This window comes from Haemophilus sp. HN_Hi16 (assembly GCF_049823435.1).
Classification (GTDB): Bacteria; Pseudomonadota; Gammaproteobacteria; order Enterobacterales; family Pasteurellaceae; genus Haemophilus; species Haemophilus influenzae_D.
In genome coordinates this window covers 1,756,887-1,778,490 of sequence record NZ_CP187500.1, presented here as the reverse complement: position 1 = coordinate 1,778,490, position 21,604 = coordinate 1,756,887, and the positions used below count along the sequence as shown (strand labels likewise).

Below are 21,604 nucleotides of genomic sequence, written 5' to 3'. Positions count from 1 at the left end.
ATGACTATGTCAGAACTTAATGAAGCGCAAAAATTGGCGTGGGCTGGTTTTGCTGGTGGCGATTGGCAAGAAAATGTCAATGTACGTGACTTTATCCAAAAAAACTATACTCCGTATGAAGGCGATGACTCTTTCTTAGCAGGTCCAACCGAAGCAACAACCAAGCTTTGGGAATCTGTGATGGAAGGAATTAAAATTGAAAACCGTACTCACGCACCATTGGATTTTGATGAACATACGCCATCTACCATTATCTCCCACGCACCCGGTTACATTAACAAAGATTTAGAAAAAATCGTTGGTCTTCAAACTGATGAACCTTTAAAACGTGCCATTATGCCATTCGGTGGTATTAAAATGGTGGAAGGTTCTTGTAAAGTTTATGGTCGTGAACTTGATCCTGAAGTGAAAAAAATCTTCACTGAATATCGTAAAACGCATAACCAAGGTGTATTCGATGTTTATACGCCAGACATTTTACGTTGCCGTAAATCTGGTGTATTAACTGGTCTTCCAGATGCTTATGGTCGTGGCCGTATCATCGGTGACTACCGTCGTGTAGCACTTTACGGTGTAGACTTCTTAATGAAAGATAAATACGCACAATTCTCTTCTTTACAAAAAGATTTAGAAGATGGCGTAAATCTTGAAGCAACAATTCGTTTACGTGAAGAAATCGCAGAACAACACCGTGCATTAGGTCAATTAAAACAAATGGCAGCAAGCTATGGTTATGATATTTCTAACCCGGCAACTAATGCTCAAGAAGCAATTCAATGGATGTACTTTGCTTATCTTGCTGCAATCAAATCACAAAATGGTGCGGCAATGTCATTCGGTCGTACTGCAACCTTCATTGATATCTATATCGAACGTGATTTAAAAGCAGGAAAAATTACTGAAACTGAAGCGCAAGAATTAGTTGACCACTTAGTTATGAAACTCCGTATGGTTCGTTTCTTACGTACGCCTGAATACGATCAATTATTCTCAGGTGACCCAATGTGGGCAACTGAAACCATCGCAGGTATGGGTTTAGACGGTCGTACATTAGTAACCAAAAATACATTCCGTATTTTACACACTCTTTACAACATGGGTACTTCTCCAGAACCAAACTTAACCATTCTTTGGTCTGAACAATTACCTGAAAACTTCAAACGTTTCTGTGCGAAAGTATCGATTGATACCTCATCAGTTCAATATGAAAACGATGATTTAATGCGTCCAGACTTCAACAATGATGACTACGCAATCGCATGTTGTGTATCACCAATGGTTGTGGGTAAACAAATGCAGTTCTTCGGCGCTCGTGCAAACTTAGCGAAAACATTGTTATACGCAATCAACGGCGGTATCGATGAAAAATTAGGTATGCAAGTAGGTCCGAAAACTGCACCAATTACTGATGAAGTATTAGATTTCGATACAGTAATGACTCGTATGGATAGCTTTATGGATTGGTTGGCAAAACAATATGTGACCGCCTTAAACGTAATCCACTATATGCACGATAAATATTCATACGAAGCCGCATTAATGGCATTACATGATCGTGATGTATACCGTACCATGGCTTGTGGTATCGCGGGTCTTTCTGTTGCGGCTGACTCACTTTCAGCAATCAAATATGCGAAAGTTAAACCAGTTCGTGGCGACATCAAAGATAAAGATGGCAATGTTGTTGCAACTAACGTAGCAATCGACTTTGAAATCGAAGGTGAATATCCACAATATGGTAACAACGATAACCGTGTTGATGACATCGCTTGTGACTTAGTTGAACGTTTCATGAAGAAAATTCAAAAACTTAAAACTTACCGCAACGCTGTGCCTACACAATCTGTATTAACCATTACTTCTAACGTAGTTTATGGTAAGAAAACAGGTAACACCCCAGATGGTCGTCGTGCTGGTGCACCATTCGGACCAGGTGCGAACCCAATGCACGGTCGTGACCAGAAAGGTGCGGTAGCATCATTAACTTCTGTGGCTAAACTTCCATTTGCTTACGCGAAAGATGGTATTTCTTATACCTTCTCAATCGTACCAAATGCGTTAGGTAAAGATGCAGAAGCACAACGTCGTAATCTTGCTGGCTTAATGGATGGTTACTTCCACCACGAAGCAACTGTTGAAGGTGGCCAACACTTAAATGTGAACGTGTTAAATCGTGAAATGTTGTTAGATGCAATGGAAAATCCGGATAAATATCCGCAATTAACCATCCGTGTATCTGGTTACGCAGTACGTTTCAACTCTTTAACTAAAGAGCAACAACAAGATGTAATTACTAGAACTTTCACAGAGTCAATGTAAAAACATTTTTATTTTTGACCGCACTTTGGCGGAAACATAATATGTATGAGCCTGATTTCAATCAGGCTCATTTTTTATAGACTAAATATTTGGTAAAATTTAGCTATATCTAATTTTAGGAAATTTATGTATGTCAGTTCTTGGACGAATTCACTCTTTTGAATCATGTGGCACTGTAGATGGGCCAGGTATTCGTTTTATTTTATTTATGCAAGGTTGCTTGATGCGTTGCAAATATTGTCACAATCGTGATACTTGGGATCTTGAAGGTGGCAAAGAAATCAGTGTCGAAGATTTAATGAAAGAAGTAGTGACTTACCGCCATTTTATGAATTCGACTGGCGGTGGTGTCACTGCATCTGGTGGTGAGGCTATGTTACAAGCAGAGTTTGTACGCGATTGGTTCCGTGCTTGTAAAGCGGAAGGGATTAATACTTGCTTGGATACAAATGGTTTTGTACGTCATTATGATCATATTATTGATGAATTATTAGATGTAACAGATCTTGTTTTACTCGATTTAAAAGAGCTTAATGATCAAGTTCATCAAAATCTTATTGGAGTACCAAATAAACGTACCCTTGAATTCGCAAAATATTTGCAAAAACGTAATCAACGTACATGGATTCGTTATGTTGTTGTTCCTGGTTATACCGATAGCGATCACGATGTGCATTTATTAGGTCAGTTTATTGAAGGTATGACCAATATTGAAAAAGTTGAACTTCTTCCTTATCATCGATTAGGTGCACATAAATGGAAAACCCTTGGGTTAGATTATGAGCTTGAAGATGTATTACCGCCAACCAAAGAATCGTTAGAGCATATTAAAACAATCCTAGAAGGTTATGGGCATACTGTAAAATTCTAAAATAAATGTCAGCTAACATAAGGAGTAAATAATGAAAAAAATTATTTTAACATTATCACTTGGGCTACTTACCGCCTGTTCTGCTCAAACTCAAAAGGTTGAACAAAATGATGTGAAGCTGACAGCACCGACTGATGTGCGAAGCGGATATGTACGTTTGGTGAAGAATGTGAATTATTACATCGATAGTGAATCTATTTGGGTGGATAACCAAGAACCACAAATTGTGCATTTTGATGCAGTGGTGAATTTAGATAAGGGATTGTATGTTTATCCTGAGCCTAAACGTTATGCACGTTCTGTTCGTCAGTATAAGATTTTAAATTGTGCAAATTATCATTTAACTCAAGTGCGAACTGATTTCTATGATGAGTTTTGGGGACAGGGTTTACGTGCAGCACCTAAAAAGCAAAAGAAACATACGTTAAGTCTAACACCTGATACGACGCTTTATAATGCTGCTCAGATTATTTGTGCGAATTATGGTAAAGCATTTTCAGTTGATAAAAAATAAAAAAATCTGCACCTTAATTAGTTTAAATTTTATTCAACTTTTAGGGTGCAGAGAGTATTTGATTTTTCTGCAGTTATTGTTATTTAACTGCTGGCACTTTTAAGTCTGGTTCGTTTGGTTTTTCAATTGGTGCAAAAGTTTTATCTTTATTCGCATCAATAATTTTTTGAGTATCATTTGCTAATGCGGTCAAACCCATTTTTTCATAAGCTTCCTGCATCAGAAATAATCCTTCATAAGTTGCTTTAGTATCAGGATATTGTTTTAACATTCCTACCACACGATTTGCAACTGCTACCCACGCTTTACGTTTTGCATAGAATTTGGCAATCTCTAATTCGTGACGAGCCAGTGCATCTTTAATATAAGCCATACGAGCTAAAGCATCTTGTGAGTAAGGGCTATTAGGGAATGCACGAACTAAGTTTTGGAAATTAGAAAAAGCGGTACGCATAGAGGTTGTTTCACGTGTTGCACGGTCAATTCCAAAAAAATCTTGGATAACATTATCGCCTGTTGCTGCATTAGTTAAGCCAGCCATATATACCGCATAGGCTTGATTTGGGCTTTGTGGAAATTGATGTAAAAAGCTATCTACCGTCAATAATACTTGCGTATAATCTTGTGTTTTATAATTTGCATAAATTAAATCTAACATTGCTTGTTCTTGATAAATACTACCAGGGAAACGTTCAGTCGTCGCTTTTAAATAGCGAATGGCTTCAGAGTAGCTACCTTCTTGTAATGATGTTGTACCTTTTGTGTATAATTCATTTACCGATGCTTGTTCAACATCTTTTGAACCACTTGAACATCCAATAACCAATGCTGCCACGGCAAGCAACGCCAAAGATTTTATTTTACGCATTGTTTTTTCCTTAATTTTTACGAAAACCAATAAATAAGATACAATTGTTGGCTATTGTATAGAACATTAATCAATAAGCCAACTTTTAAAATTTTTGAGAGCTATTTATGCCACAAATTACCCTTTCGGCTGAAGTGCAGCCAGAACAAATGGGACAGCGTTTAGACCAAACACTTGCAGAGTTGTTCCCTGAATATTCTCGCTCCCGATTAAAAACGTGGATTGAAGCCGATCTCGTAAAATTAAATGATCGCATTGCCAATATTCCACGAGAGAAAGTGCTCGGAGGAGAGAGAATAGAGATTATTGTTGAAGTGGAAGATGAAACACGTTTTGAAGCAGAAAATATTCCATTGAATATCGTGTATGAAGATGATGATATTATTGTGATTAACAAGCCAAAAGATCTTGTGGTACACCCTGGTGCTGGCAATCCAAATGGAACCGTACTCAATGCGTTACTCTATCATTATCCGCCAATTGCAGAAGTACCTAGAGCAGGAATTGTGCATCGATTAGATAAAGATACGACAGGCCTAATGGTTGTTGCGAAAACTATTCCAGCACAAACTAAGTTAGTACGCGACTTACAAAAACGCAAAATTACGCGTGAATATGAAGCGGTCGCTTCAGGCATTATGACTAAAGGCGGCACTGTAGATCAACCTATGGCTCGTCATGCAACCAAACGCACTTTAATGGCGGTTCATCCAATGGGAAAACCAGCTGTGACCCATTATCGTATTATGGAGAATTACCGTAACTACACCCGTTTACGTTTACGTTTGGAAACGGGTCGTACACATCAAATCCGTGTTCATATGGCACATATTGCCCATCCATTACTAGGCGATCAAACCTATGGCGGACGCCCTCGTCCACCCAAGAATGCAAGTGAAGACTTTATGGAAGTATTGCGTAATTTCAAACGCCAAGCTTTACATGCAGTTATGTTACGTTTATCCCATCCAATTACGGGGGAGATGATGGAATGGTATGCACCATTGCCTGATGATTTCGTTGAATTGCTTAATGCACTCAAAGCCGACTATCTAGAACATCAAGATGAGTTAGATTATTAATATGCAAGCGATTAACCCCAATTGGAACGTTCCAAAGAATATTCATGCCTTTACCACCACTCGTGAAGGGGGCGTGAGCCTAGAGCCTTATTTTAGTTTCAACTTAGGCGATCATGTGGGTGATAACAAAAGTGCGGTAAAAACCAACCGCACTTTATTAGTCGAAAAATTTGGCTTGCCACAAAAACCTGTATTTTTAACGCAAACACACAGCACTAGAGTACTTCAATTACCTTATTCAGGAGAAAATCTTGAAGCGGATGCAGTTTATACAAATGTTCCCAATCAAGTTTGCGTTGTTATGACTGCAGACTGTTTGCCAGTTCTATTCACTACAACATCTGGCAATGAAGTAGCTGCAGTGCATGCTGGCTGGCGTGGTTTATGCGATGGCGTACTAGAAGAAACAGTGAAATATTTTCAAGCTAAATCTGAAGATATTATCGTGTGGTTTGGCCCAGCAATTGGCCCAACAGCATTTCAAGTTGGAATTGATGTTGTAAAACAATTTGTTGCGGTAGATGAAAAAGCCAAACTTGTCTTTCAACCTGATGCAATCGAAGAAGGTAAATACCTAGGTAATCTTTATCAAATCGCAACTCAGCGATTAAATAATCTCGGCATTACGCAAATTTATGGTGGAAATCACTGTACATTCAACGAAAAAGAAAAGTTCTTTTCTTATCGCAGGGACAATCAAACAGGCCGAATGGCAAGTGTCATTTGGTTTGAATAAATAGTCTAAAAGCGCATAAAATGCGCTTTTAGTAATCTTTGTTTTATATTCTTTCTGCGATAATACCGCCACCCAAACAAACTTCGTCAAGGTAAAATACGGCAGATTGCCCTGGGGTTACTGCTGATTGGGGTTCATCGAAAATCACTCGAATGGTTTCATCATCAATTGGTTCAATCACACAAGGAATATCTTGTTGGCGATAACGCGTTTTTACCGTGCAACGTAATAACTCTCGAATTGGTTCGCGATCAACCCAATGTAATTGGCTAGCAATCAAACCTTTAGAAAATAAACGAGGATGATCATGGCCTTGAGCAACAATAAGTTCATTATTTTCTACATCCTTATCTACTACATACCAAGCTTCATCTCCTGCATTTTTTAAACCACCGATGCCTAATCCTTTACGCTGTCCCAACGTGTGATACATCAAACCATCATGACGACCAATAATTTCGTCATCTACAGTGCGAATATTACCCGGTTGAGCTGGCAAGTAACGAGCTAAGAAATCCTTAAATTTACGCTCACCAATAAAACAAATACCGGTAGAGTCCTTTTTCTTCGCTGTAATTAAACCAAGATCTTCAGCAATAGAGCGAACAATGGGCTTCTCAATTTCACCAACAGGGAATAAACTTTGCCCTACTTGTTTATGGCTTAAGGTATAAAGAAAATAACTTTGATCTTTATTAGCATCTAAACCACGTAATAATTTTGCATTTTCATCATCACCAGCTCTACGTACATAATGCCCTGTTGCAATGTAATGGGCACCAAGATCTTCAGCTGCATATTCTAAAAATGCTTTAAATTTAATTTCTTTATTACACAAAATATCTGGGTTCGGCGTGCGCCCTGCTTTATATTCAGTTAGAAAATGCTCAAAGACATTATCCCAATATTCTGCAGCAAAATTAATTTTATGTAGTTTGATACCCAATTTATCACATACTGCTTGAGCATCTGCAAGATCAGCTGCAGCAGTACAGTAATCCGTATCGTCATCTTCTTCCCAGTTTTTCATAAATAGGCCTTCCACCTGATAGCCTTGCTGTTGAAGAATAAAAGCTGACACAGAAGAATCCACTCCGCCAGACATACCACAAATCACTTTTTTGGTAGCATTGCTCGCAATCTGCTCTTGCGTCAATTGAGGAAAGTGTTGATTATAAGTATTTGAAATTAACATAGTTCTCCCGTAACTTCGGTTAAGGCGAAGCACATTGGTTAGTTGTTAAGATAGTTGATTATCGTTGATAAAAAACCTTGCCAGTTCGTTCTATATTTTCAGCCAGTTGAGAATGAGTCAAATGCTGATAAATTGATAAATCAAATAAATAGGGTGAATCGGAATCATCAAGTTCAAGCCAAATTTTTCCTAAAATATCTTGGGTTAAATGTTTACCTTTCAGTGTTAAATCAATATCAGAGCCCTCTCTAAAAGTGTTTTGAGCACGAGAGCCATAAATAATCGCAAGCTCAACCTCTGGGTAGTGAGCTAAAATATTTTTTATAATTATCTGCTGTTTATCACTTAATCCAAATTGCTGCATATCATACTCACTTTTTGCTCAAAACTAGTAAATGCAGGTAAATATAGATGAATAATTTTATCAAATTCTTCATTAATCATTTGCTGATCATAAGTATGGACTGTTAGATTACGGCTTTTGATCATTTCTAACCAAATTTCTCCCTGATTAATTAGTCCACGGTTAAAAGCTAAACGAGTTGCTGATTTTGATCCATAAAGCTCAGATTCTCCTTCTTCTCGAAGAATATCTTGCATCAATTTCCACGACAATTCGTGAGTGATTTCAAAACTTTGAATAATTCCTTTTTTAATCACATCAATATTGGTATTTCCATATTGAGTTACTTCATTTTTTAAATGAAAAAGGGATCGTTGATAATTTTGGAAACGTTGTAGCCAACGATTATTTGATCGCATAGTTCATCCTCAAGAGGGCGTTAATAACGCCCTATCATCAAAAGAGCGGTCAGTTTTGAGCAAGTTATTTCACTTCATAAAATTGCGAATCATCATCTTTTTTCACAAATTTTTGCTCATATTCAGCTTTCGCTTGTTCATCGCCTGCATCTAATTTTAATTGAAGCGTGTCGCAAGGTTTATCACAATCGCAAGCTTTGGCAATACCAAGGGTAGATAAACCACCGCAGCTGCCTTTTAAACTTTGTTTTTTGATAATAAATCCGATAGACATCAACAATATAATTGCGACGAAAGCGATTAAAGTAAAAAATAAAGTTTGCATAACTATTCTTTTGTTTTTGTTAATTTTTTGAAAGCAGAGGATGATTTTGTGACAAAACCATTATCTGTTTTAATGATTAAGTAAATGGCAAGATTATTTTTCTCAGCCACTTCTAACGCCTTGTTTTCCCCCAGCACAAATAACCCTGTAGATAAGCCATCTGCAGTCATTGAAGTTGGTGCAAGCACCGTAATTGAGGCTAAATGATGTTGAATTGGATAACCTGTTTTTGGATCAATTTCGTGCGCAAAGCGTTTACCATTTTCTTCAAAGTAAATACGATAATCACCTGAACTTGCCATCCCCATATTGTCTAATCCAATAACAGCTTCAACCGCTCTTTCGCCTGTTGTAATTGGTTTTTCAATTGCGATCTGCCAAGGTTTTCCTTCGATATTTTTTCCTTTTGCACGAATTTCACCACCGATTTCAACCATGTAATTCTGAGCATTTAATTGTTCTAACTTTTCAGCGACCTGATCAACGCCAAAGCCTTTAGCAATCGATGATAAATCAACATAAACTTGAGGAAGTGCTTTGCTTAATGTAGCTTTTTCTTTGTTAATATCTAGGGTAATTTTATCAATGCCAACCCAAGCTTGACGTTCAGCTAATTGTTCTGGTGTAGGTTGTTTTTCTGGGCGTTTTTCAGGGCCAAATCCCCATAAATTAACGACAGGACCAACAGTTACATCCAATGCACCTTCAGTCACTTTATTTAAACGAATCGCTTCGGCCAATACTTTGGCAAAATCTGCTGAAATCTCAATCGGTGTATTCACTTGGGTATTTTGATTGAAACGGCTCAATTCCGAATCTTTTTTGTAAGTGGACATTTTCGCGTTCACATCTTTTAAGATAGCTTCAATTTCTTCATGCGTCTTTTCAGATGTTGCTTTTATTGAACCATCATCAAGGTATTTAACATGATAAGTTGTCCCCATTGTTTTACCGCTTAAAGAGATAACTTTTGTTTCTTTTTGACAGGCTGCAAGACTTAACGCCATTGCTACAGCCATAATACCGCTTATTAATTTTTTCATCTGGATTTCCTAAATTTGTGAATTACTGGCAAACTCAACAAAACTTACCTGTAATCATAGAAAATTTCTAAAAACATCTTAAATTTTGACCGCACTTTATCATAAAGTGCGGTCAGTTTTTATGATGAATTGATTAACTGAAATCAGCCACCAAAGTCATCTAATAAAATGTTTTCATCTTCAACACCAAGATCTTTCAACATTTTAATTACAGCTGCATTCATCACTGGAGGCCCACACATATAGTATTCACAGTCTTCTGGTGCTTCATGATTTTTCAAGTAGTTTTCATAAAGTACATTGTGAATAAAGCCTGTATAGCCAGTCCAATTATCTTCAGGCAATGCATCTGATAATGCAACATGCCATACGAAATTATCATTTTCAGCTTGTAATTGATCAAAGTCTTCTTGATAGAATATTTCACGTTTAGAACGTGCACCATACCAGAACGACATTTTACGTTTAGAATGTAAACGTTTTAATTGGTCGAAGATATGCGAACGCATTGGTGCCATACCCGCACCACCACCGATAAATACCATTTCTGCATCGGTTTCTTTCGCAAAGAATTCCCCAAATGGGCCAGAAATTGTGACTTTATCTCCTGCTTTTAATGACCAAATGTAAGAAGACATTTGACCCGGAGGCGCATCAGGTTGGCGTGGTGGTGGAGTCGCAATACGCACGTTAAGCATAATGATACCTTTCTCTTCAGGGTATGAAGCCATTGAGTAAGCACGAATAATATGCTCGTCCACTTTAGAGACATAACGCCATAAATCATATTTATCCCAGTCTTCATGGTATTCTTTAGGAATATCGAAATCTTTATAGTTTACCACATGTGGATCAGCTTCGATTTGGATATAGCCACCTGCGCGGAAAGGTACTTCCTCGCCTTCAGGAATAGCCAATTTAAGCTCTTTAATAAAGGTTGCTTTGTTATCATTAGAAATAACGGTGCATTCCCATTTTTTAACGCCGAAGATTTCCTCAGGAAGTTCAACTTCTATATTGCCTTTTACATTAACTTGGCAAGCTAAGCGATAGCCCTCTTTTGCTTCACGTTTGTTAATGTGAGAAAGTTCTGTGGGAAGAATTTCTCCACCACCATTTTTCACTTTAACAATACATTGACCACAAGAGCCACCACCGCCACAAGCAGAAGATACGAAAATACCTTTACTTGCTAAAGCACCTAATAATTTACCACCTGCAGGTAATGTGATCGCTTTTTCAGGATCGTCATTGATACCGATAGTGATATCGCCAGAATCGACTAATTTTGATTTCGCAAATAAGATGATCGCCACTAACACTAATACAATAACTGTAAATGCGGCAATACCGAGTGCAAGAATTACTGAATCGCTCATTGATTACACTCCTTATAATTGAATACCAGAGAAAGACATAAAGCCTAGTGCCATTAAACCAACAGAGATAAAGGTAATACCTAAACCTTTTAATCCGGCAGGAATATCAGCGTATTTCATTTTTTCCGTTAAGCCAGCAAGAGCCACAATCGCTAACATCCAACCTAAACCTGAGCCGAAACCGTACACGATAGATTCAGGGAAATTGTAATCACGTTGAACCATGAAAGATACGCCACCAAAGATTGCACAGTTTACTGCGATTAAAGGTAAGAAAATCCCTAATGCGTTATAAAGTGACGGCATAAATTTATCTAATACCATTTCGAGTATTTGTACTAAACCTGCAATAACCCCAATGAAAGTGATAAAGTTTAAGAATGATAAATCTACACCTTCAATTAAAGCATTTTCTTTTAGTACATTTGCGTAAATTAATTGGTTTACTGGCACTGCAATACCAAGAACGAAAGTTACCGCAATTCCAAGACCAAACGCAGTTGATACCTTTTTAGATACTGCTAAGAAAGTACACATCCCCAAGAAGAAAGAAAGTGCCATATTTTCAATGAAGACTGCCTTAACAAATAGGCTAATATAATGTTCCATTGATTACTTCTCCTGTTGCTCTGGTTTCCAAGTTCTTAATCCCCAGATAACAAATCCGATGATAAAGAATGCACTTGGTGCAAGTAGGAATAAACCATTTGCTTGATACCAACCACCATTTTGAATAGTTTCAAAAATAGTCATACCAAATAATTTACCTGAACCGATAAGTTCACGGAAAAATGCTACGATAATTAACATCGAACCATAACCTAAGCCATTACCGATACCATCTACAAAACTTTCAACGGGAGGGGATTTCATCGCAAATGCTTCGGCACGTCCCATTACGATACAGTTAGTAATAATCAAACCAACGAATACCGAAAGCTGTTTAGATAAACCATAAGCATAGGCTTTTAGAATTTGATCCACTACGATAACAAGCGAAGCGATGATTGCGAGCTGTACAATAATACGAATGCTGTTAGGTATATAATTGCGGATTAGGGAAACAAATAAATTTGATAATCCAGTTACTAAGGTAACTGCAATTGCCATAACAAAAGCAGTTTCTAATTTTGTTGTTACAGCTAATGCAGAACAAATCCCTAAGATTTGCAATGCAATAGGGTTGTTTTTAGCAATTGGCGCTAACAACAGATCTTTATAACTTGTTTTTCCAGACATTAGTTTGCTCCTGAATGAAGTTTTTCAAGATATGGACCAAAGCCATCTTTGCTGAACCAATAATTAAAGGTACCTTGAACACCATTACCTGTTAAAGTTGCACCAGATAAACCATCAATACTATGTTCATCTTGTGGAGCTTGACCTTTCACAATATGAATGGCAGGTTGATGTTGCTCATCAAATAATTTTTTACCTTTAAATAGACTTGCCCAGTTTGGATTTTCAATTTCTCCGCCCAATCCTGGTGTTTCGCCGTGTTGATAGTAAGTAATTCCATTAATAGTATTACCATCTGGTTGAACAGATACTAAGCCATACATCACTGACCACAAGCCAGTTCCATAAATTGGTAAAATAACTTGTTGGGTTTGACCCTGTTCATCTTTTACAAGATAAACTTCAGTTGTTTTGCTACGAGAACGAATACGTGCTTTATCAGCATCAGCAGGAATTGCTTGTTGGCTATCATCTGCTTGTTGTGTGTATTCGCCTGTTGCTAAATTAACGAAACGCGGCTCAATAAATTTTGCATAAGTTTCTTTTACATTCGTATTTGCTTGTAAAAGACCAGCTACATTTAAAATATTTTTTTGTTTATCGAGCAATTTTTGTTCTTCTTGTGCAGGTTTTAACATTACTGCGGAACCAGCAACAATAATGGAACAAACTAAACTCAGTAGTAGCACAACAAGGATTGTGCCGCCTACGCTGTCTTTATTAAACTTAGCCATTTGTTCTCGCTCTCCGACGTTTGATATTTGCTTGAACAACGATGTAGTCGAAAATCGGTGCAAATAAATTTGCAAATAAAATCGCTAACATCATTCCTTCTGGATAGGCTGGGTTTATAGTACGAATTAATACAGCCATTACACCAATTAATGCACCGTACCACCATTTACCAGTATTAGTAAAAGATGCTGAAACAGGATCGGTCGCCATAAATATCATACCCAATGCAAATCCACCTAAAACAAAGTGCCAATGCCAAGGCATTGAGAACATAGGGTTAGTCTCTGAGCCAATTAGGTTAAACAAGGTTGAGGTTGCAATCATACCAATCATCACACCAGCAATAATGCGCCAAGCTGCAATGCGAGTGAATACAATAACAGCACCGCCAATTAAAATTGCAAGGGTAGAAACTTCCCCCATTGAACCAGGTAAGTTGCCAACAAAAGCATCCATCCAAGTAATTGGAGCACCTGTTACGGTATGTTGCAATGCACCTTGACCACCTTGTGACCACTGTGAAAGTGCGGTTGCACCAGAAAAACCATCTGCGGCAGTCCAAACCGTATCGCCTGAAATTTGAGCTGGATATGCGAAGAATAAGAAAGCTCGACCCGCAAGTGCAGGGTTCATAAAGTTACGACCAACACCACCAAAAATTTCTTTTGCAACAACGATACCAAAAGTAATACCTAATGCGGCTTGCCATAGTGGCAATGTTGGTGGAACGATCAATGCAAATAAAATGGTTGATACAAACATACCTTCATTTACTTCGTGACCACGAACCACAGAGAATAATAATTCCCAAATAGTACAAACGGTAAATACCACTAAGTAAATTGGTAAAAAGAAAATTGCTCCAAGTGCCATTTTAGAGCCCCAAGTTGCATTGGCAGTTAAATCTAAACCTAATGAATTAGCAAGAGCATAGTGCCAATCGTTAGCAATTAGTTGATCTAAATTGCCTAATTGATTTAAAGCGGGGATCGCTTGGTTACCCACATTGTACATCCCGTAGAAAATAGCAGGGAACAAAGCAAGGAAAACCGTAATCATCATACGTTTTGAATCTAACGCATCACGAACGTGAGTGTTTTTGTGCGTTACCGTACCTGGTGTATAAAGCAAGGTATAAATCGATTCAAAGATCGGATAAAGCTTGCTGTATTTACCACCGGGTAAAAACGCGGGTTCCATTTTTTCAAAAAGATTTTTCAAACCCATTTTAACCTTCCTTCTCAATCTTATCTAATACTTGACGCAAGATTGAACCGTATTCATATTTGCCTGGGCAAACGAAAGAGCATAACGCCAAGTCTTCTTCGTCTAATTCCAGACAACCTAATGCTTGCGCACCATCAGTATCGCCCACGATTAAATCACGTAATAACAATGTCGGTAAAATATCCAACGGCATTACGCGCTCATAGCTACCGATTGGCACCATTGCACGTTCGCCACCATTTTCTGAAGTAGTAAAATTAAACAATTTTTTACTGAAGTGGCCTAATACGGTACGAGTCACAGAATATTTATTGGCTTGTGGCATAATCCAACCAAAAAATTCTTTTTCATTACCTTCAGCGATTACTGATACTTGCAAAGCATAGCGACCTAAATAATCATGTGAATTTTTTGCTATTTGACCACAAAGAACTGAGCCAGAAATTACACGATTTTTACCCGCACTTAATTCATTTTGGGTTAATTGAGAAAGATTAGCACCGATTATTGTACGTACTAAACGAGGTTCTTTCACTTGAGGACCTGCAAGAGAAATTACTCGTTCTGAATAAAGTTCGCCTGTTGTAAATAATTTACCTACAGCGATCACATCTTGATAATTGATATGCCATACAGTTTTTTGAATACCGACAGGATCAATAAAGTGAATATGCGTCCCTACAAGACCAGCTGGATGAACACCAGTAAAATCATGAATCTGTAAATTTTCAAGATCAGCAGTTGGAATATTAGAATCGCCCGCTTTACATAAGTGTAATGGTTTTGAAGGGAATAGACGACTTAATACGGTTAAACCGTTAGTGAAGTCTTGCGAATATTCTTTTAATACGACAGAGGGATCGGCTGCTAATGGATTGGTATCCATCGCGTTTACAAAAATAGAAGATGCTTCACTTTCAATGGATGGAACTTTACTAAATGGACGAGTACGTAATGCCGTCCATAAGCCAGATTCTATCAAGTTTTGTTTTACTTGTTCAGAAGAAAGTGTATTCAATTGTTCTGTGCTATATTTTGCAAAAGTGATTTTTTCATCACCTTCTACATTAATAACAACAGATTGTAATACCCGTTTTTCGCCACGATTGATTGCAGTGATGGTACCGCTTGCAGGGGCTGTAAAAATTACACCAGGATTTTTTTTGTCTTCAAAAAGTACTTGACCTTTTTTCACAACATCGCCTTCGCGTACCTTCATTGAAGGACGCATCCCCACATACTCCTCACCTAGAATCGCAACTTGATTCACAGCGTTGCCGCTATGGATTACTTGTGCTGGTTTTCCCGCGATTGGGAGATCCAAACCTTTCTTAATTGTAATCATACTATTTGCACTACTTTTCAAGGTTAAAAATACAATTGCTAATATAGTAAAAATACCCTAGAAGCAATCTCACGTTTGAGTGTGACAAACCGCTAAAAAAACATTAATGTCACAAAATAAAAAACTCAAATGGATTGATTTCACAGTTAATAATTTTACCGAGAAATCGAATTTGGACTAAATTAAACGCCTTATTCTAGCGAAAATCTCTGTTTTTCGCTACTTAAACAGAGGGTTTTTTGTTAGAACTTTTTGCGATATATCAAAAATGTTACATTTTTATAACAAAATTAACGACCAATACCTGCACATTTTGTTGAGTGCGGTACAGTTTCATTTTGTGCTTTCCATTCTTCTGGAGTGAATAAATGTAATGCTAATGCGTGAATACTATGATTTAATTCTTCGTTCAATAATTGATAAATACGCTGATGACGTTGTACTTTTCGAATATTTTTAAAGTCTGCGCTGACAATAACGCATTTAAAATGTGATTCAGAACCTCGATTAGAGTGATGTAAATGGCTTTCATTTTCTATTGCTAAAAAGTGCGGTTGAAATTCTTTTTGAATTTTTTGCTCAATAATTTGTTGAATTGACATTATAAGTTCTCCACAAAAACTACAATGAAACGCTATACATTAATAAGGAAGTTTGTAAGAATAGCACAATTCTAATTGATTTATGGGGAAACTATGACATTAGTAAACAAAATTAAAACATTATCATCAGTAGGTATTCTAGCGGCTACATTATTTCTTGCAGGCTGCCAAGCACAATCAAATATATTAGCATTTACACCGCTTGCGCCAAGTGCTTCAATGAATGTTAATCGAGCTGCCGTTGTATCTGTTACAACAAAAGATAGCCGCACAATACAAGAGATTGCGAGTTATACGAAACACGGGGAACTGATTAAATTAAATGCATCCCCAAGTGTTACACAATTATTTCAGCAAGTGATGCAGCAAAATTTAATTAGTAAAGGCTTTAGAATTGGGCAATTAAATGGTTCAAATGCGTGGGTAACTGTAGATGTGCATGAATTTGGTACGCAAGTAGAACAAGGTAATCTTCGTTATAAACTTAATACTAAAATTCAAGCGACAGTTTATGTACAAGGTGCGAAAGGTTCGTATAATAAATCATTTAATGTCACGCGTTCACAAGAGGGCGTATTTAATGCGGACAATGATGAAATTCATAAAGTGCTATCTCAAACTTTTAATGATATTGTAAACAATATTTATCAAGATCAAGAAGTTGCGGCTGCGATTAACCAATATTCTAATTAATCACATATCTACAGTGAGGAAGATTGAACAATCTTCCTCTTTTTCTATCACGCTATTTTATTCTACATACTAGGCTTCACATAAAATCATTTCAAACTAATCATCTGTTCAAAAGAATAAAAAATATTCATAAAACCAATTACATCAATTTATAGCATTCTTTATAAAAATTAGGCAGAATACAAAAAACTTTGAGTTTAAAAAAGGATCAAACTATGACTAAACATTATGATTACATCGCTATTGGCGGTGGCAGTGGCGGTATTGCGTCTCTAAATCGAGCAGCAAGCTATGGAAAAAAATGTGCAATCATTGAAGCAAAACATCTTGGCGGCACTTGTGTAAATGTAGGTTGCGTACCTAAAAAAGTAATGTTTTATGGCGCACACATTGCAGAAGCAATCAACAATTATGCGCCAGATTATGGTTTTGATGTTGAAGTGAAAAAATTTGATTTTTCAAAACTGATTGAAAGTCGCCAAGCCTATATTAGTCGTATCCATACATCTTATAATAATGTATTAGCGAAAAATAATATTGATGTAATTAATGGTTTCGGAAAATTTGTCGATGCCCATACTATTGAAGTAACACTTGCTGATGGTACAAAAGAGCAAGTAACCGCAGATCATATTTTAATCGCAACTGGTGGTCGCCCATATCGTCCAAATATTAAAGGACAAGAATACGGCATTGATTCAGATGGTTTCTTTGCATTAACCGAATTACCAAAACGTGCTGCTGTTATTGGTGCAGGCTATATTGCTGTTGAACTTTCTGGCGTATTAAACAGCTTAGGCGTGGAAACACATTTATTAGTGCGTCGCCATGCGCCAATGCGTAATCAGGATCCATTAATCGTAGAAACATTAGTGGAAGTGCTTGCACAAGATGGAATTCAATTACATACCAATTCTACCCCATCTGAAATTGTAAAAAATGCAGATGGTTCACTTACTGTAAAATGTGATGGTCAATCTGATGTTACCGTAGATTGCGCTATTTGGGCGGCAGGTCGTGTTCCAGCGACAGATAAAATTGGCTTAGAAAATGCAGGTGTAGAAACAAATGAACACGGCTATGTCAAAGTAGATAAATATCAAAATACTAATGTGAAAGGCATTTATGCGGTAGGCGATATTATTGAAAACGGCATTGAATTAACACCAGTTGCAGTTGCAGCAGGTCGTCGCCTTTCTGAGCGTTTATTTAATAATAAACCGACTGAATATTTAGATTACAGTTTAGTTCCAACCGTTGTATTTAGCCATCCGCCTATCGGCACTGTAGGTTTAACTGAACCGCAAGCGATTGAGCAGTACGGCGCAGAAAATGTTAAGGTATATAAATCTTCTTTCACAGCGATGTACACTGCGGTAACTCAACATCGCCAACCGTGCAAAATGAAATTAGTTTGTGTGGGTAAAGATGAAAAAGTTGTGGGTTTACATGGTATTGGTTTTGGTGTAGATGAAATGATTCAAGGATTTGCAGTAGCAATCAAAATGGGCGCAACAAAAGCTGATTTTGACAATACGGTGGCAATTCATCCAACAGGTTCAGAAGAATTTGTAACAATGCGTTAATTGTTCAAATGAAAGAAGAAAAAGGCAGTAAGGTTATACTGCCTTTAAAGAAGTGAGAAATATCTATTTTCAGGATTTGTTTCTGTCATTTATGGAAATAAATCCTGTTTATTTTTTATATGCCAAGATTTCGCCCATGCGAACAGGTTCATTTACGCTTAAATGCTCAGCCAAACGCACTTGATTTGCTTGGAATAAATTAATTACTGTTGAACCAAGTTGGAACCAACCCATTTCTTGACCTTTCAATAATTTGACCGCACTTTCGCCTTCATAAGTCCAAGTTTTCACTTCGTTGTGGCGTGGTGGATTAATTACGCCTGCCCAAGTTGTGCCAATACTTGCAGTGATGGTTGCACCCACTAAAATTTGTACCATTGTGCCAAATTCAGTATCAAATACACAAATCACACGTTCATTACGCGCAAATAAATTTGGTACATGTTGGGCTAAAAATGGATTCACAGAGAATAAATCGCCTGGCACATAAATCATCTTACGCAGCGTGCCATCGCACGGCATATGTACTCGGTGATAATCACGAGGAGAAAGATAAGTAGTGGCAAATTCCCCATTTTTAAAGGTTTCCACTAATTCTTTATCTTCTGCCAATAAGTCTTCTAGGCTGAAAAAATGCCCCTTAGCTTGCAATAAAAGATTATCGTCAATATGACCGCACTCACTAATGCGACCGTCTGCTGGTAAACAAAGTGCGGTTGGATTTTGATTAATTGGACGTGCGTTTTCTTTTAACGGGCGAGTAAAAAATTCATTAAAGCTTGCGTAATCAGAAAATTGTTCTTTTTGCGCAATGCTCATATCAATGTTGTATTTTTTCGCAAAAGCTTTAATTACAAAATGTGTTGTTTTGCCCCATTTTTGTTTAGCAAACCAGCCAGCAATTTGAGTTAAATAAATTTGCGGCATGACATATTGAAATGCCACTTTTAAGCGTTGCCAATAAGAATTTGAAGTCATCATTATCTTTCCTTGTTAAAAAAAGAGGCGTGATTATAGCAATTTTTATCAAAGTGCCAACTTTTTTGATAATTAGAAATTTTTCTCTCGTTATTATCCAATAAAAATGTGATTTCCCTTTGACTATCTTCGCAACAACGGGTAATATTCACGCCCTATGCAAAAGGTAAAACTACCCCTAACCGTTGATCCGGTAAAAGATGCTCAAAGACGGCTTGATTATGTTGGTTATTATTCGGCAAATCAGCTTGAGCGTTTGGCGGAATCAGTGGTAAACGTGCTCAGCGATGCACAGGTAACATTATCGTTTTATGTTGATCCACAAAAATTAGTGGTGATGAAAGGTAAAGTACAGATTGATATCGAGCTTGAATGTCAGCGTTGTAACGAACCTTACAAACAAACATTGGAATGTGAGTTTACTTATAGTCCAGTGGCTAATTGGGATCAGGCTGATGACTTGCCCGAAATTTATGAGCCAATCGAGTTCAATGAGTTTGGCGAAATAGATTTAATTGGCACGGTGGAAGATGAGCTAATTTTAGCTTTGCCGCTTGTACCAATGCATTCATCTGAACACTGTGAAGTGTCCGCGCAGGAACAGGTTTTTGGCGAATTGCCTGAAGAATTGGCAAAAAAACCGAACCCGTTCGCTGTATTAGCTAATTTAAAGCAAAAGTAAATTAAATTTAGGAGTATAGCCAATGGCTGTTCAACAAAACAAAAAATCTCGTTCACGTCGTGATATGCGTCGTTCACACGATGCTTTAACAACTGCTGCTGTATCAGTAGATAAAGCAAGCGGTGAAACTCACTTACGCCACCACGTAACTGCAGACGGTTACTATCGTGGTCGTAAAGTGATCAATAAGTAATTTTTTACTTATAGGTGTTCACTTGAACCGTCTAACCTTGGCGTTAGATGTGATGGGCGGGGACGTTGGTCCCCGTATTACTATCTGCATTCCATTAACATCGGAAAATAATCCGGTGTCGTCTTATCTCTTACTTGGCGATAGTCCATAGATTTTTTTCCTTTTTAATCGCTTATCTTATTGAGTATGAATAGTAGAATTTTATCCACCGGTAGCTATCTGCCGAGTCATATTCGCACAAATGCGGATTTAGAAAAAATGGTTGATACATCAGATGAATGGATTGTCACTCGTTCTGGTATCCGTGAACGTCGTATCGCAGCGGCAGATGAAACTGTTGCAACAATGGGATTTGAAGCGGCAAAAAATGCGATCGAAGCTGCTCAAATTAATCCTCAAGATATTGAACTGATTATTGTTGCAACTACAAGTCACTCACATGCTTATCCAAGTGCGGCTTGCCAAGTGCAAGGTTTATTAAATATTGATGATGCGATTTCTTTTGATTTAGCCGCAGCTTGCACAGGCTTTGTCTATGCTTTGAGCGTAGCTGATCAATTTATTCGTGCAGGCAAAGTGAAAAAAGCCTTAGTGATAGGCTCAGATCTCAATTCTCGTAAATTAGATGAAACAGATCGCAGCACTGTTGTGCTATTTGGTGATGGTGCGGGTGCTGTAATTTTAGAAGCGAGTGAACAAGAAGGAATTATCTCCACCCATTTACACGCTTCAGCAGATAAAAATAATGCCCTTGTTTTAGCTCAGCCAGAACGTGGTATAGAAAAATCTGGCTATATCGAGATGCAAGGTAACGAAACGTTCAAATTGGCAGTTCGTGAACTTTCAAATGTGGTGGAAGAAACACTTTTAGCCAATAATTTAGATAAAAAAGATTTAGACTGGCTTGTGCCACACCAAGCAAATTTACGTATTATCACGGCAACGGCTAAAAAGTTAGAAATGGATATGTCACAAGTGGTGGTTACGTTAGATAAATATGCTAACAACAGTGCAGCTACTGTGCCTGTTGCCTTAGATGAGGCTGTTCGAGATGGCCGTATTCAACGTGGGCAGTTATTATTATTAGAAGCCTTTGGCGGTGGTTGGACTTGGGGTTCAGCATTAGTGCGTTTCTAATTAGTTTGTTAGAATATGTAAGCGGTTTAAAAAGTGCGGTTAGTTTTGAATTCATTTTAAGAACAAAAAATATTTTGAGTTTTAACCGCACTT

Annotated in this window: 24 protein-coding genes and 1 pseudogene; 11 read left to right on the top strand and 14 right to left on the bottom strand. The window is 37.5% G+C overall.

Annotation, left to right across the window (positions count from 1 at the left end):
* Window positions 1–6: 6 nt before the first annotated feature.
* The 3 genes from pflB to ACPT9C_RS08830 all read left to right on the top strand — a co-directional run bounded on the left by pflB (window position 7) and on the right by ACPT9C_RS08830 (window position 3,704).
* The gene (pflB, locus tag ACPT9C_RS08840) at window positions 7–2,319 is read left to right on the top strand and encodes a formate C-acetyltransferase (protein WP_050948562.1); all 2,313 of its coding nucleotides are present in this window, start codon (window positions 7–9) and stop codon (window positions 2,317–2,319) included.
* Window positions 2,320–2,449: 130 nt separating this feature from the next.
* Window positions 2,450–3,190 (top strand): pyruvate formate lyase 1-activating protein, encoded by a 741-nt coding sequence (gene pflA, locus ACPT9C_RS08835; protein WP_050948561.1) that lies wholly within the window; start codon window positions 2,450–2,452, stop codon window positions 3,188–3,190.
* Between the two features lie 31 nt (window positions 3,191–3,221).
* Window positions 3,222–3,704 (top strand): surface-adhesin protein E, encoded by a 483-nt coding sequence (locus ACPT9C_RS08830; RefSeq protein ID WP_050846780.1) that lies wholly within the window; start codon window positions 3,222–3,224, stop codon window positions 3,702–3,704.
* Between the two features lie 79 nt (window positions 3,705–3,783).
* Here the strand turns inward: ACPT9C_RS08830 and ACPT9C_RS08825 are convergent, their stop codons facing one another.
* Complete coding sequence (locus ACPT9C_RS08825; protein WP_050948560.1) at window positions 3,784–4,572, bottom strand: outer membrane protein assembly factor BamD; 789 nt, start codon at window positions 4,570–4,572, stop codon at window positions 3,784–3,786.
* A 107-nt stretch (window positions 4,573–4,679) separates the two neighbouring features.
* Here ACPT9C_RS08825 and rluD point away from each other — a divergent pair, with 107 nt between their 5' ends.
* A complete protein-coding gene (gene rluD / locus ACPT9C_RS08820; RefSeq protein ID WP_050948559.1) occupies window positions 4,680–5,654 on the top strand; it encodes a 23S rRNA pseudouridine(1911/1915/1917) synthase RluD in 975 nt (324 codons plus the stop codon).
* 1 nt (window position 5,655) lies between these two features.
* A complete protein-coding gene (gene pgeF, locus ACPT9C_RS08815; RefSeq protein WP_050948558.1) occupies window positions 5,656–6,390 on the top strand; it encodes a peptidoglycan editing factor PgeF in 735 nt (244 codons plus the stop codon).
* Between the two features lie 43 nt (window positions 6,391–6,433).
* On the opposite strand, the gene mnmA is transcribed toward pgeF, so the two are convergent.
* From mnmA to ACPT9C_RS08755, 12 genes are all read right to left on the bottom strand, one after another.
* Complete coding sequence (gene mnmA / locus ACPT9C_RS08810; protein WP_050948557.1) at window positions 6,434–7,585, bottom strand: tRNA 2-thiouridine(34) synthase MnmA; 1,152 nt, start codon at window positions 7,583–7,585, stop codon at window positions 6,434–6,436.
* A 58-nt stretch (window positions 7,586–7,643) separates the two neighbouring features.
* Window positions 7,644–7,949, bottom strand: a complete 306-nt coding sequence (locus tag ACPT9C_RS08805) for a nucleotidyltransferase domain-containing protein (protein ID WP_050846784.1) — start codon at window positions 7,947–7,949, stop codon at window positions 7,644–7,646.
* Window positions 7,931–8,347 carry a nucleotidyltransferase substrate binding protein gene (locus ACPT9C_RS08800; protein WP_050948556.1) on the bottom strand — a complete coding sequence of 139 codons (417 nt, stop codon included), beginning with the start codon at window positions 8,345–8,347 and terminating at the stop codon, window positions 7,931–7,933. The genes ACPT9C_RS08805 and ACPT9C_RS08800 overlap by 19 nt, the downstream gene beginning before the upstream one ends.
* A 64-nt stretch (window positions 8,348–8,411) precedes the next feature.
* A complete protein-coding gene (nqrM, locus tag ACPT9C_RS08795) occupies window positions 8,412–8,672 on the bottom strand; it encodes a (Na+)-NQR maturation NqrM (RefSeq protein WP_050948555.1) in 261 nt (86 codons plus the stop codon).
* Between the two features lie 2 nt (window positions 8,673–8,674).
* Entirely contained in the window at window positions 8,675–9,715 is a 1,041-nt protein-coding gene (locus ACPT9C_RS08790) for an FAD:protein FMN transferase (protein ID WP_050948554.1), read from the bottom strand.
* Between the two features lie 143 nt (window positions 9,716–9,858).
* On the bottom strand, window positions 9,859–11,094 hold the full coding sequence (nqrF, locus tag ACPT9C_RS08785) for an NADH:ubiquinone reductase (Na(+)-transporting) subunit F (protein ID WP_050948553.1): 1,236 nt from the start codon (window positions 11,092–11,094) through the stop codon (window positions 9,859–9,861).
* A gap of 12 nt (window positions 11,095–11,106) precedes the next feature.
* Window positions 11,107–11,703 (bottom strand): NADH:ubiquinone reductase (Na(+)-transporting) subunit E, encoded by a 597-nt coding sequence (nqrE, locus tag ACPT9C_RS08780; protein ID WP_005631374.1) that lies wholly within the window; start codon window positions 11,701–11,703, stop codon window positions 11,107–11,109.
* A 3-nt stretch (window positions 11,704–11,706) separates the two neighbouring features.
* On the bottom strand, window positions 11,707–12,333 hold the full coding sequence (nqrD, locus tag ACPT9C_RS08775; protein ID WP_005648665.1) for an NADH:ubiquinone reductase (Na(+)-transporting) subunit D: 627 nt from the start codon (window positions 12,331–12,333) through the stop codon (window positions 11,707–11,709).
* The gene (locus tag ACPT9C_RS08770; protein WP_021034936.1) at window positions 12,333–13,067 is read right to left on the bottom strand and encodes a Na(+)-translocating NADH-quinone reductase subunit C; all 735 of its coding nucleotides are present in this window, start codon (window positions 13,065–13,067) and stop codon (window positions 12,333–12,335) included. Before ACPT9C_RS08770 ends, nqrD begins: the two co-directional genes overlap by 1 nt.
* Entirely contained in the window at window positions 13,060–14,295 is a 1,236-nt protein-coding gene (locus ACPT9C_RS08765; RefSeq protein WP_050948552.1) for an NADH:ubiquinone reductase (Na(+)-transporting) subunit B, read from the bottom strand. Before ACPT9C_RS08765 ends, ACPT9C_RS08770 begins: the two co-directional genes overlap by 8 nt.
* A 1-nt stretch (window position 14,296) precedes the next feature.
* A complete protein-coding gene (locus tag ACPT9C_RS08760; RefSeq protein ID WP_118879846.1) occupies window positions 14,297–15,640 on the bottom strand; it encodes a Na(+)-translocating NADH-quinone reductase subunit A in 1,344 nt (447 codons plus the stop codon).
* A gap of 290 nt (window positions 15,641–15,930) precedes the next feature.
* Window positions 15,931–16,242 carry a BolA family protein gene (locus tag ACPT9C_RS08755; RefSeq protein WP_005668108.1) on the bottom strand — a complete coding sequence of 104 codons (312 nt, stop codon included), beginning with the start codon at window positions 16,240–16,242 and terminating at the stop codon, window positions 15,931–15,933.
* A gap of 93 nt (window positions 16,243–16,335) precedes the next feature.
* Between ACPT9C_RS08755 and ACPT9C_RS08750 the strand changes: the two genes are divergently transcribed.
* Together ACPT9C_RS08750 and gorA are read left to right on the top strand one after the other, a co-directional pair.
* Window positions 16,336–16,935 carry a YajG family lipoprotein gene (locus ACPT9C_RS08750; RefSeq protein ID WP_042610961.1) on the top strand — a complete coding sequence of 200 codons (600 nt, stop codon included), beginning with the start codon at window positions 16,336–16,338 and terminating at the stop codon, window positions 16,933–16,935.
* 215 nt (window positions 16,936–17,150) lie between these two features.
* Window positions 17,151–18,521 carry a glutathione-disulfide reductase gene (gene gorA, locus ACPT9C_RS08745; RefSeq protein WP_110426642.1) on the top strand — a complete coding sequence of 457 codons (1,371 nt, stop codon included), beginning with the start codon at window positions 17,151–17,153 and terminating at the stop codon, window positions 18,519–18,521.
* Between the two features lie 108 nt (window positions 18,522–18,629).
* Here gorA and asd read toward each other — a convergent pair whose 3' ends face one another.
* Window positions 18,630–19,499: an archaetidylserine decarboxylase gene (gene asd, locus ACPT9C_RS08740; RefSeq protein WP_162628674.1), complete on the bottom strand. Its 870-nt coding sequence runs from the start codon at window positions 19,497–19,499 to the stop codon at window positions 18,630–18,632.
* Window positions 19,500–19,656: 157 nt separating this feature from the next.
* Here asd and yceD point away from each other — a divergent pair, with 157 nt between their 5' ends.
* From yceD to ACPT9C_RS08720, 4 genes and pseudogenes are all read left to right on the top strand, one after another.
* The gene (gene yceD / locus ACPT9C_RS08735; RefSeq protein ID WP_005660861.1) at window positions 19,657–20,181 is read left to right on the top strand and encodes a 23S rRNA accumulation protein YceD; all 525 of its coding nucleotides are present in this window, start codon (window positions 19,657–19,659) and stop codon (window positions 20,179–20,181) included.
* Between the two features lie 22 nt (window positions 20,182–20,203).
* A complete protein-coding gene (gene rpmF / locus ACPT9C_RS08730) occupies window positions 20,204–20,374 on the top strand; it encodes a 50S ribosomal protein L32 (protein ID WP_005544470.1) in 171 nt (56 codons plus the stop codon).
* Window positions 20,375–20,396: 22 nt separating this feature from the next.
* Window positions 20,397–20,519, top strand: a pseudogene (locus ACPT9C_RS08725) (phosphate acyltransferase PlsX); the annotation flags it as partial.
* Window positions 20,520–20,560: 41 nt separating this feature from the next.
* The gene (locus ACPT9C_RS08720; protein ID WP_050948548.1) at window positions 20,561–21,511 is read left to right on the top strand and encodes a beta-ketoacyl-ACP synthase III; all 951 of its coding nucleotides are present in this window, start codon (window positions 20,561–20,563) and stop codon (window positions 21,509–21,511) included.
* Window positions 21,512–21,604: the final 93 nt, after the last annotated feature.

Coding starts and splice junctions, on each gene's coding strand:
- pflB (WP_050948562.1), top strand. CDS start 7: ATGTCAGAACTTAATGAAGCGCAAAAATTGGCGTGGGCTGGTTTTGCT.
- pflA (WP_050948561.1), top strand. CDS start 2,450: ATGTCAGTTCTTGGACGAATTCACTCTTTTGAATCATGTGGCACTGTA.
- ACPT9C_RS08830 (WP_050846780.1), top strand. CDS start 3,222: ATGAAAAAAATTATTTTAACATTATCACTTGGGCTACTTACCGCCTGT.
- ACPT9C_RS08825 (WP_050948560.1), bottom strand. CDS start 4,572: ATGCGTAAAATAAAATCTTTGGCGTTGCTTGCCGTGGCAGCATTGGTT.
- rluD (WP_050948559.1), top strand. CDS start 4,680: ATGCCACAAATTACCCTTTCGGCTGAAGTGCAGCCAGAACAAATGGGA.
- pgeF (WP_050948558.1), top strand. CDS start 5,656: ATGCAAGCGATTAACCCCAATTGGAACGTTCCAAAGAATATTCATGCC.
- mnmA (WP_050948557.1), bottom strand. CDS start 7,585: ATGTTAATTTCAAATACTTATAATCAACACTTTCCTCAATTGACGCAA.
- ACPT9C_RS08805 (WP_050846784.1), bottom strand. CDS start 7,949: ATGCAGCAATTTGGATTAAGTGATAAACAGCAGATAATTATAAAAAAT.
- ACPT9C_RS08800 (WP_050948556.1), bottom strand. CDS start 8,347: ATGCGATCAAATAATCGTTGGCTACAACGTTTCCAAAATTATCAACGA.
- nqrM (WP_050948555.1), bottom strand. CDS start 8,672: ATGCAAACTTTATTTTTTACTTTAATCGCTTTCGTCGCAATTATATTG.
- ACPT9C_RS08790 (WP_050948554.1), bottom strand. CDS start 9,715: ATGAAAAAATTAATAAGCGGTATTATGGCTGTAGCAATGGCGTTAAGT.
- nqrF (WP_050948553.1), bottom strand. CDS start 11,094: ATGAGCGATTCAGTAATTCTTGCACTCGGTATTGCCGCATTTACAGTT.
- nqrE (WP_005631374.1), bottom strand. CDS start 11,703: ATGGAACATTATATTAGCCTATTTGTTAAGGCAGTCTTCATTGAAAAT.
- nqrD (WP_005648665.1), bottom strand. CDS start 12,333: ATGTCTGGAAAAACAAGTTATAAAGATCTGTTGTTAGCGCCAATTGCT.
- ACPT9C_RS08770 (WP_021034936.1), bottom strand. CDS start 13,067: ATGGCTAAGTTTAATAAAGACAGCGTAGGCGGCACAATCCTTGTTGTG.
- ACPT9C_RS08765 (WP_050948552.1), bottom strand. CDS start 14,295: ATGGGTTTGAAAAATCTTTTTGAAAAAATGGAACCCGCGTTTTTACCC.
- ACPT9C_RS08760 (WP_118879846.1), bottom strand. CDS start 15,640: ATGATTACAATTAAGAAAGGTTTGGATCTCCCAATCGCGGGAAAACCA.
- ACPT9C_RS08755 (WP_005668108.1), bottom strand. CDS start 16,242: ATGTCAATTCAACAAATTATTGAGCAAAAAATTCAAAAAGAATTTCAA.
- ACPT9C_RS08750 (WP_042610961.1), top strand. CDS start 16,336: ATGACATTAGTAAACAAAATTAAAACATTATCATCAGTAGGTATTCTA.
- gorA (WP_110426642.1), top strand. CDS start 17,151: ATGACTAAACATTATGATTACATCGCTATTGGCGGTGGCAGTGGCGGT.
- asd (WP_162628674.1), bottom strand. CDS start 19,499: ATGACTTCAAATTCTTATTGGCAACGCTTAAAAGTGGCATTTCAATAT.
- yceD (WP_005660861.1), top strand. CDS start 19,657: ATGCAAAAGGTAAAACTACCCCTAACCGTTGATCCGGTAAAAGATGCT.
- rpmF (WP_005544470.1), top strand. CDS start 20,204: ATGGCTGTTCAACAAAACAAAAAATCTCGTTCACGTCGTGATATGCGT.
- ACPT9C_RS08720 (WP_050948548.1), top strand. CDS start 20,561: ATGAATAGTAGAATTTTATCCACCGGTAGCTATCTGCCGAGTCATATT.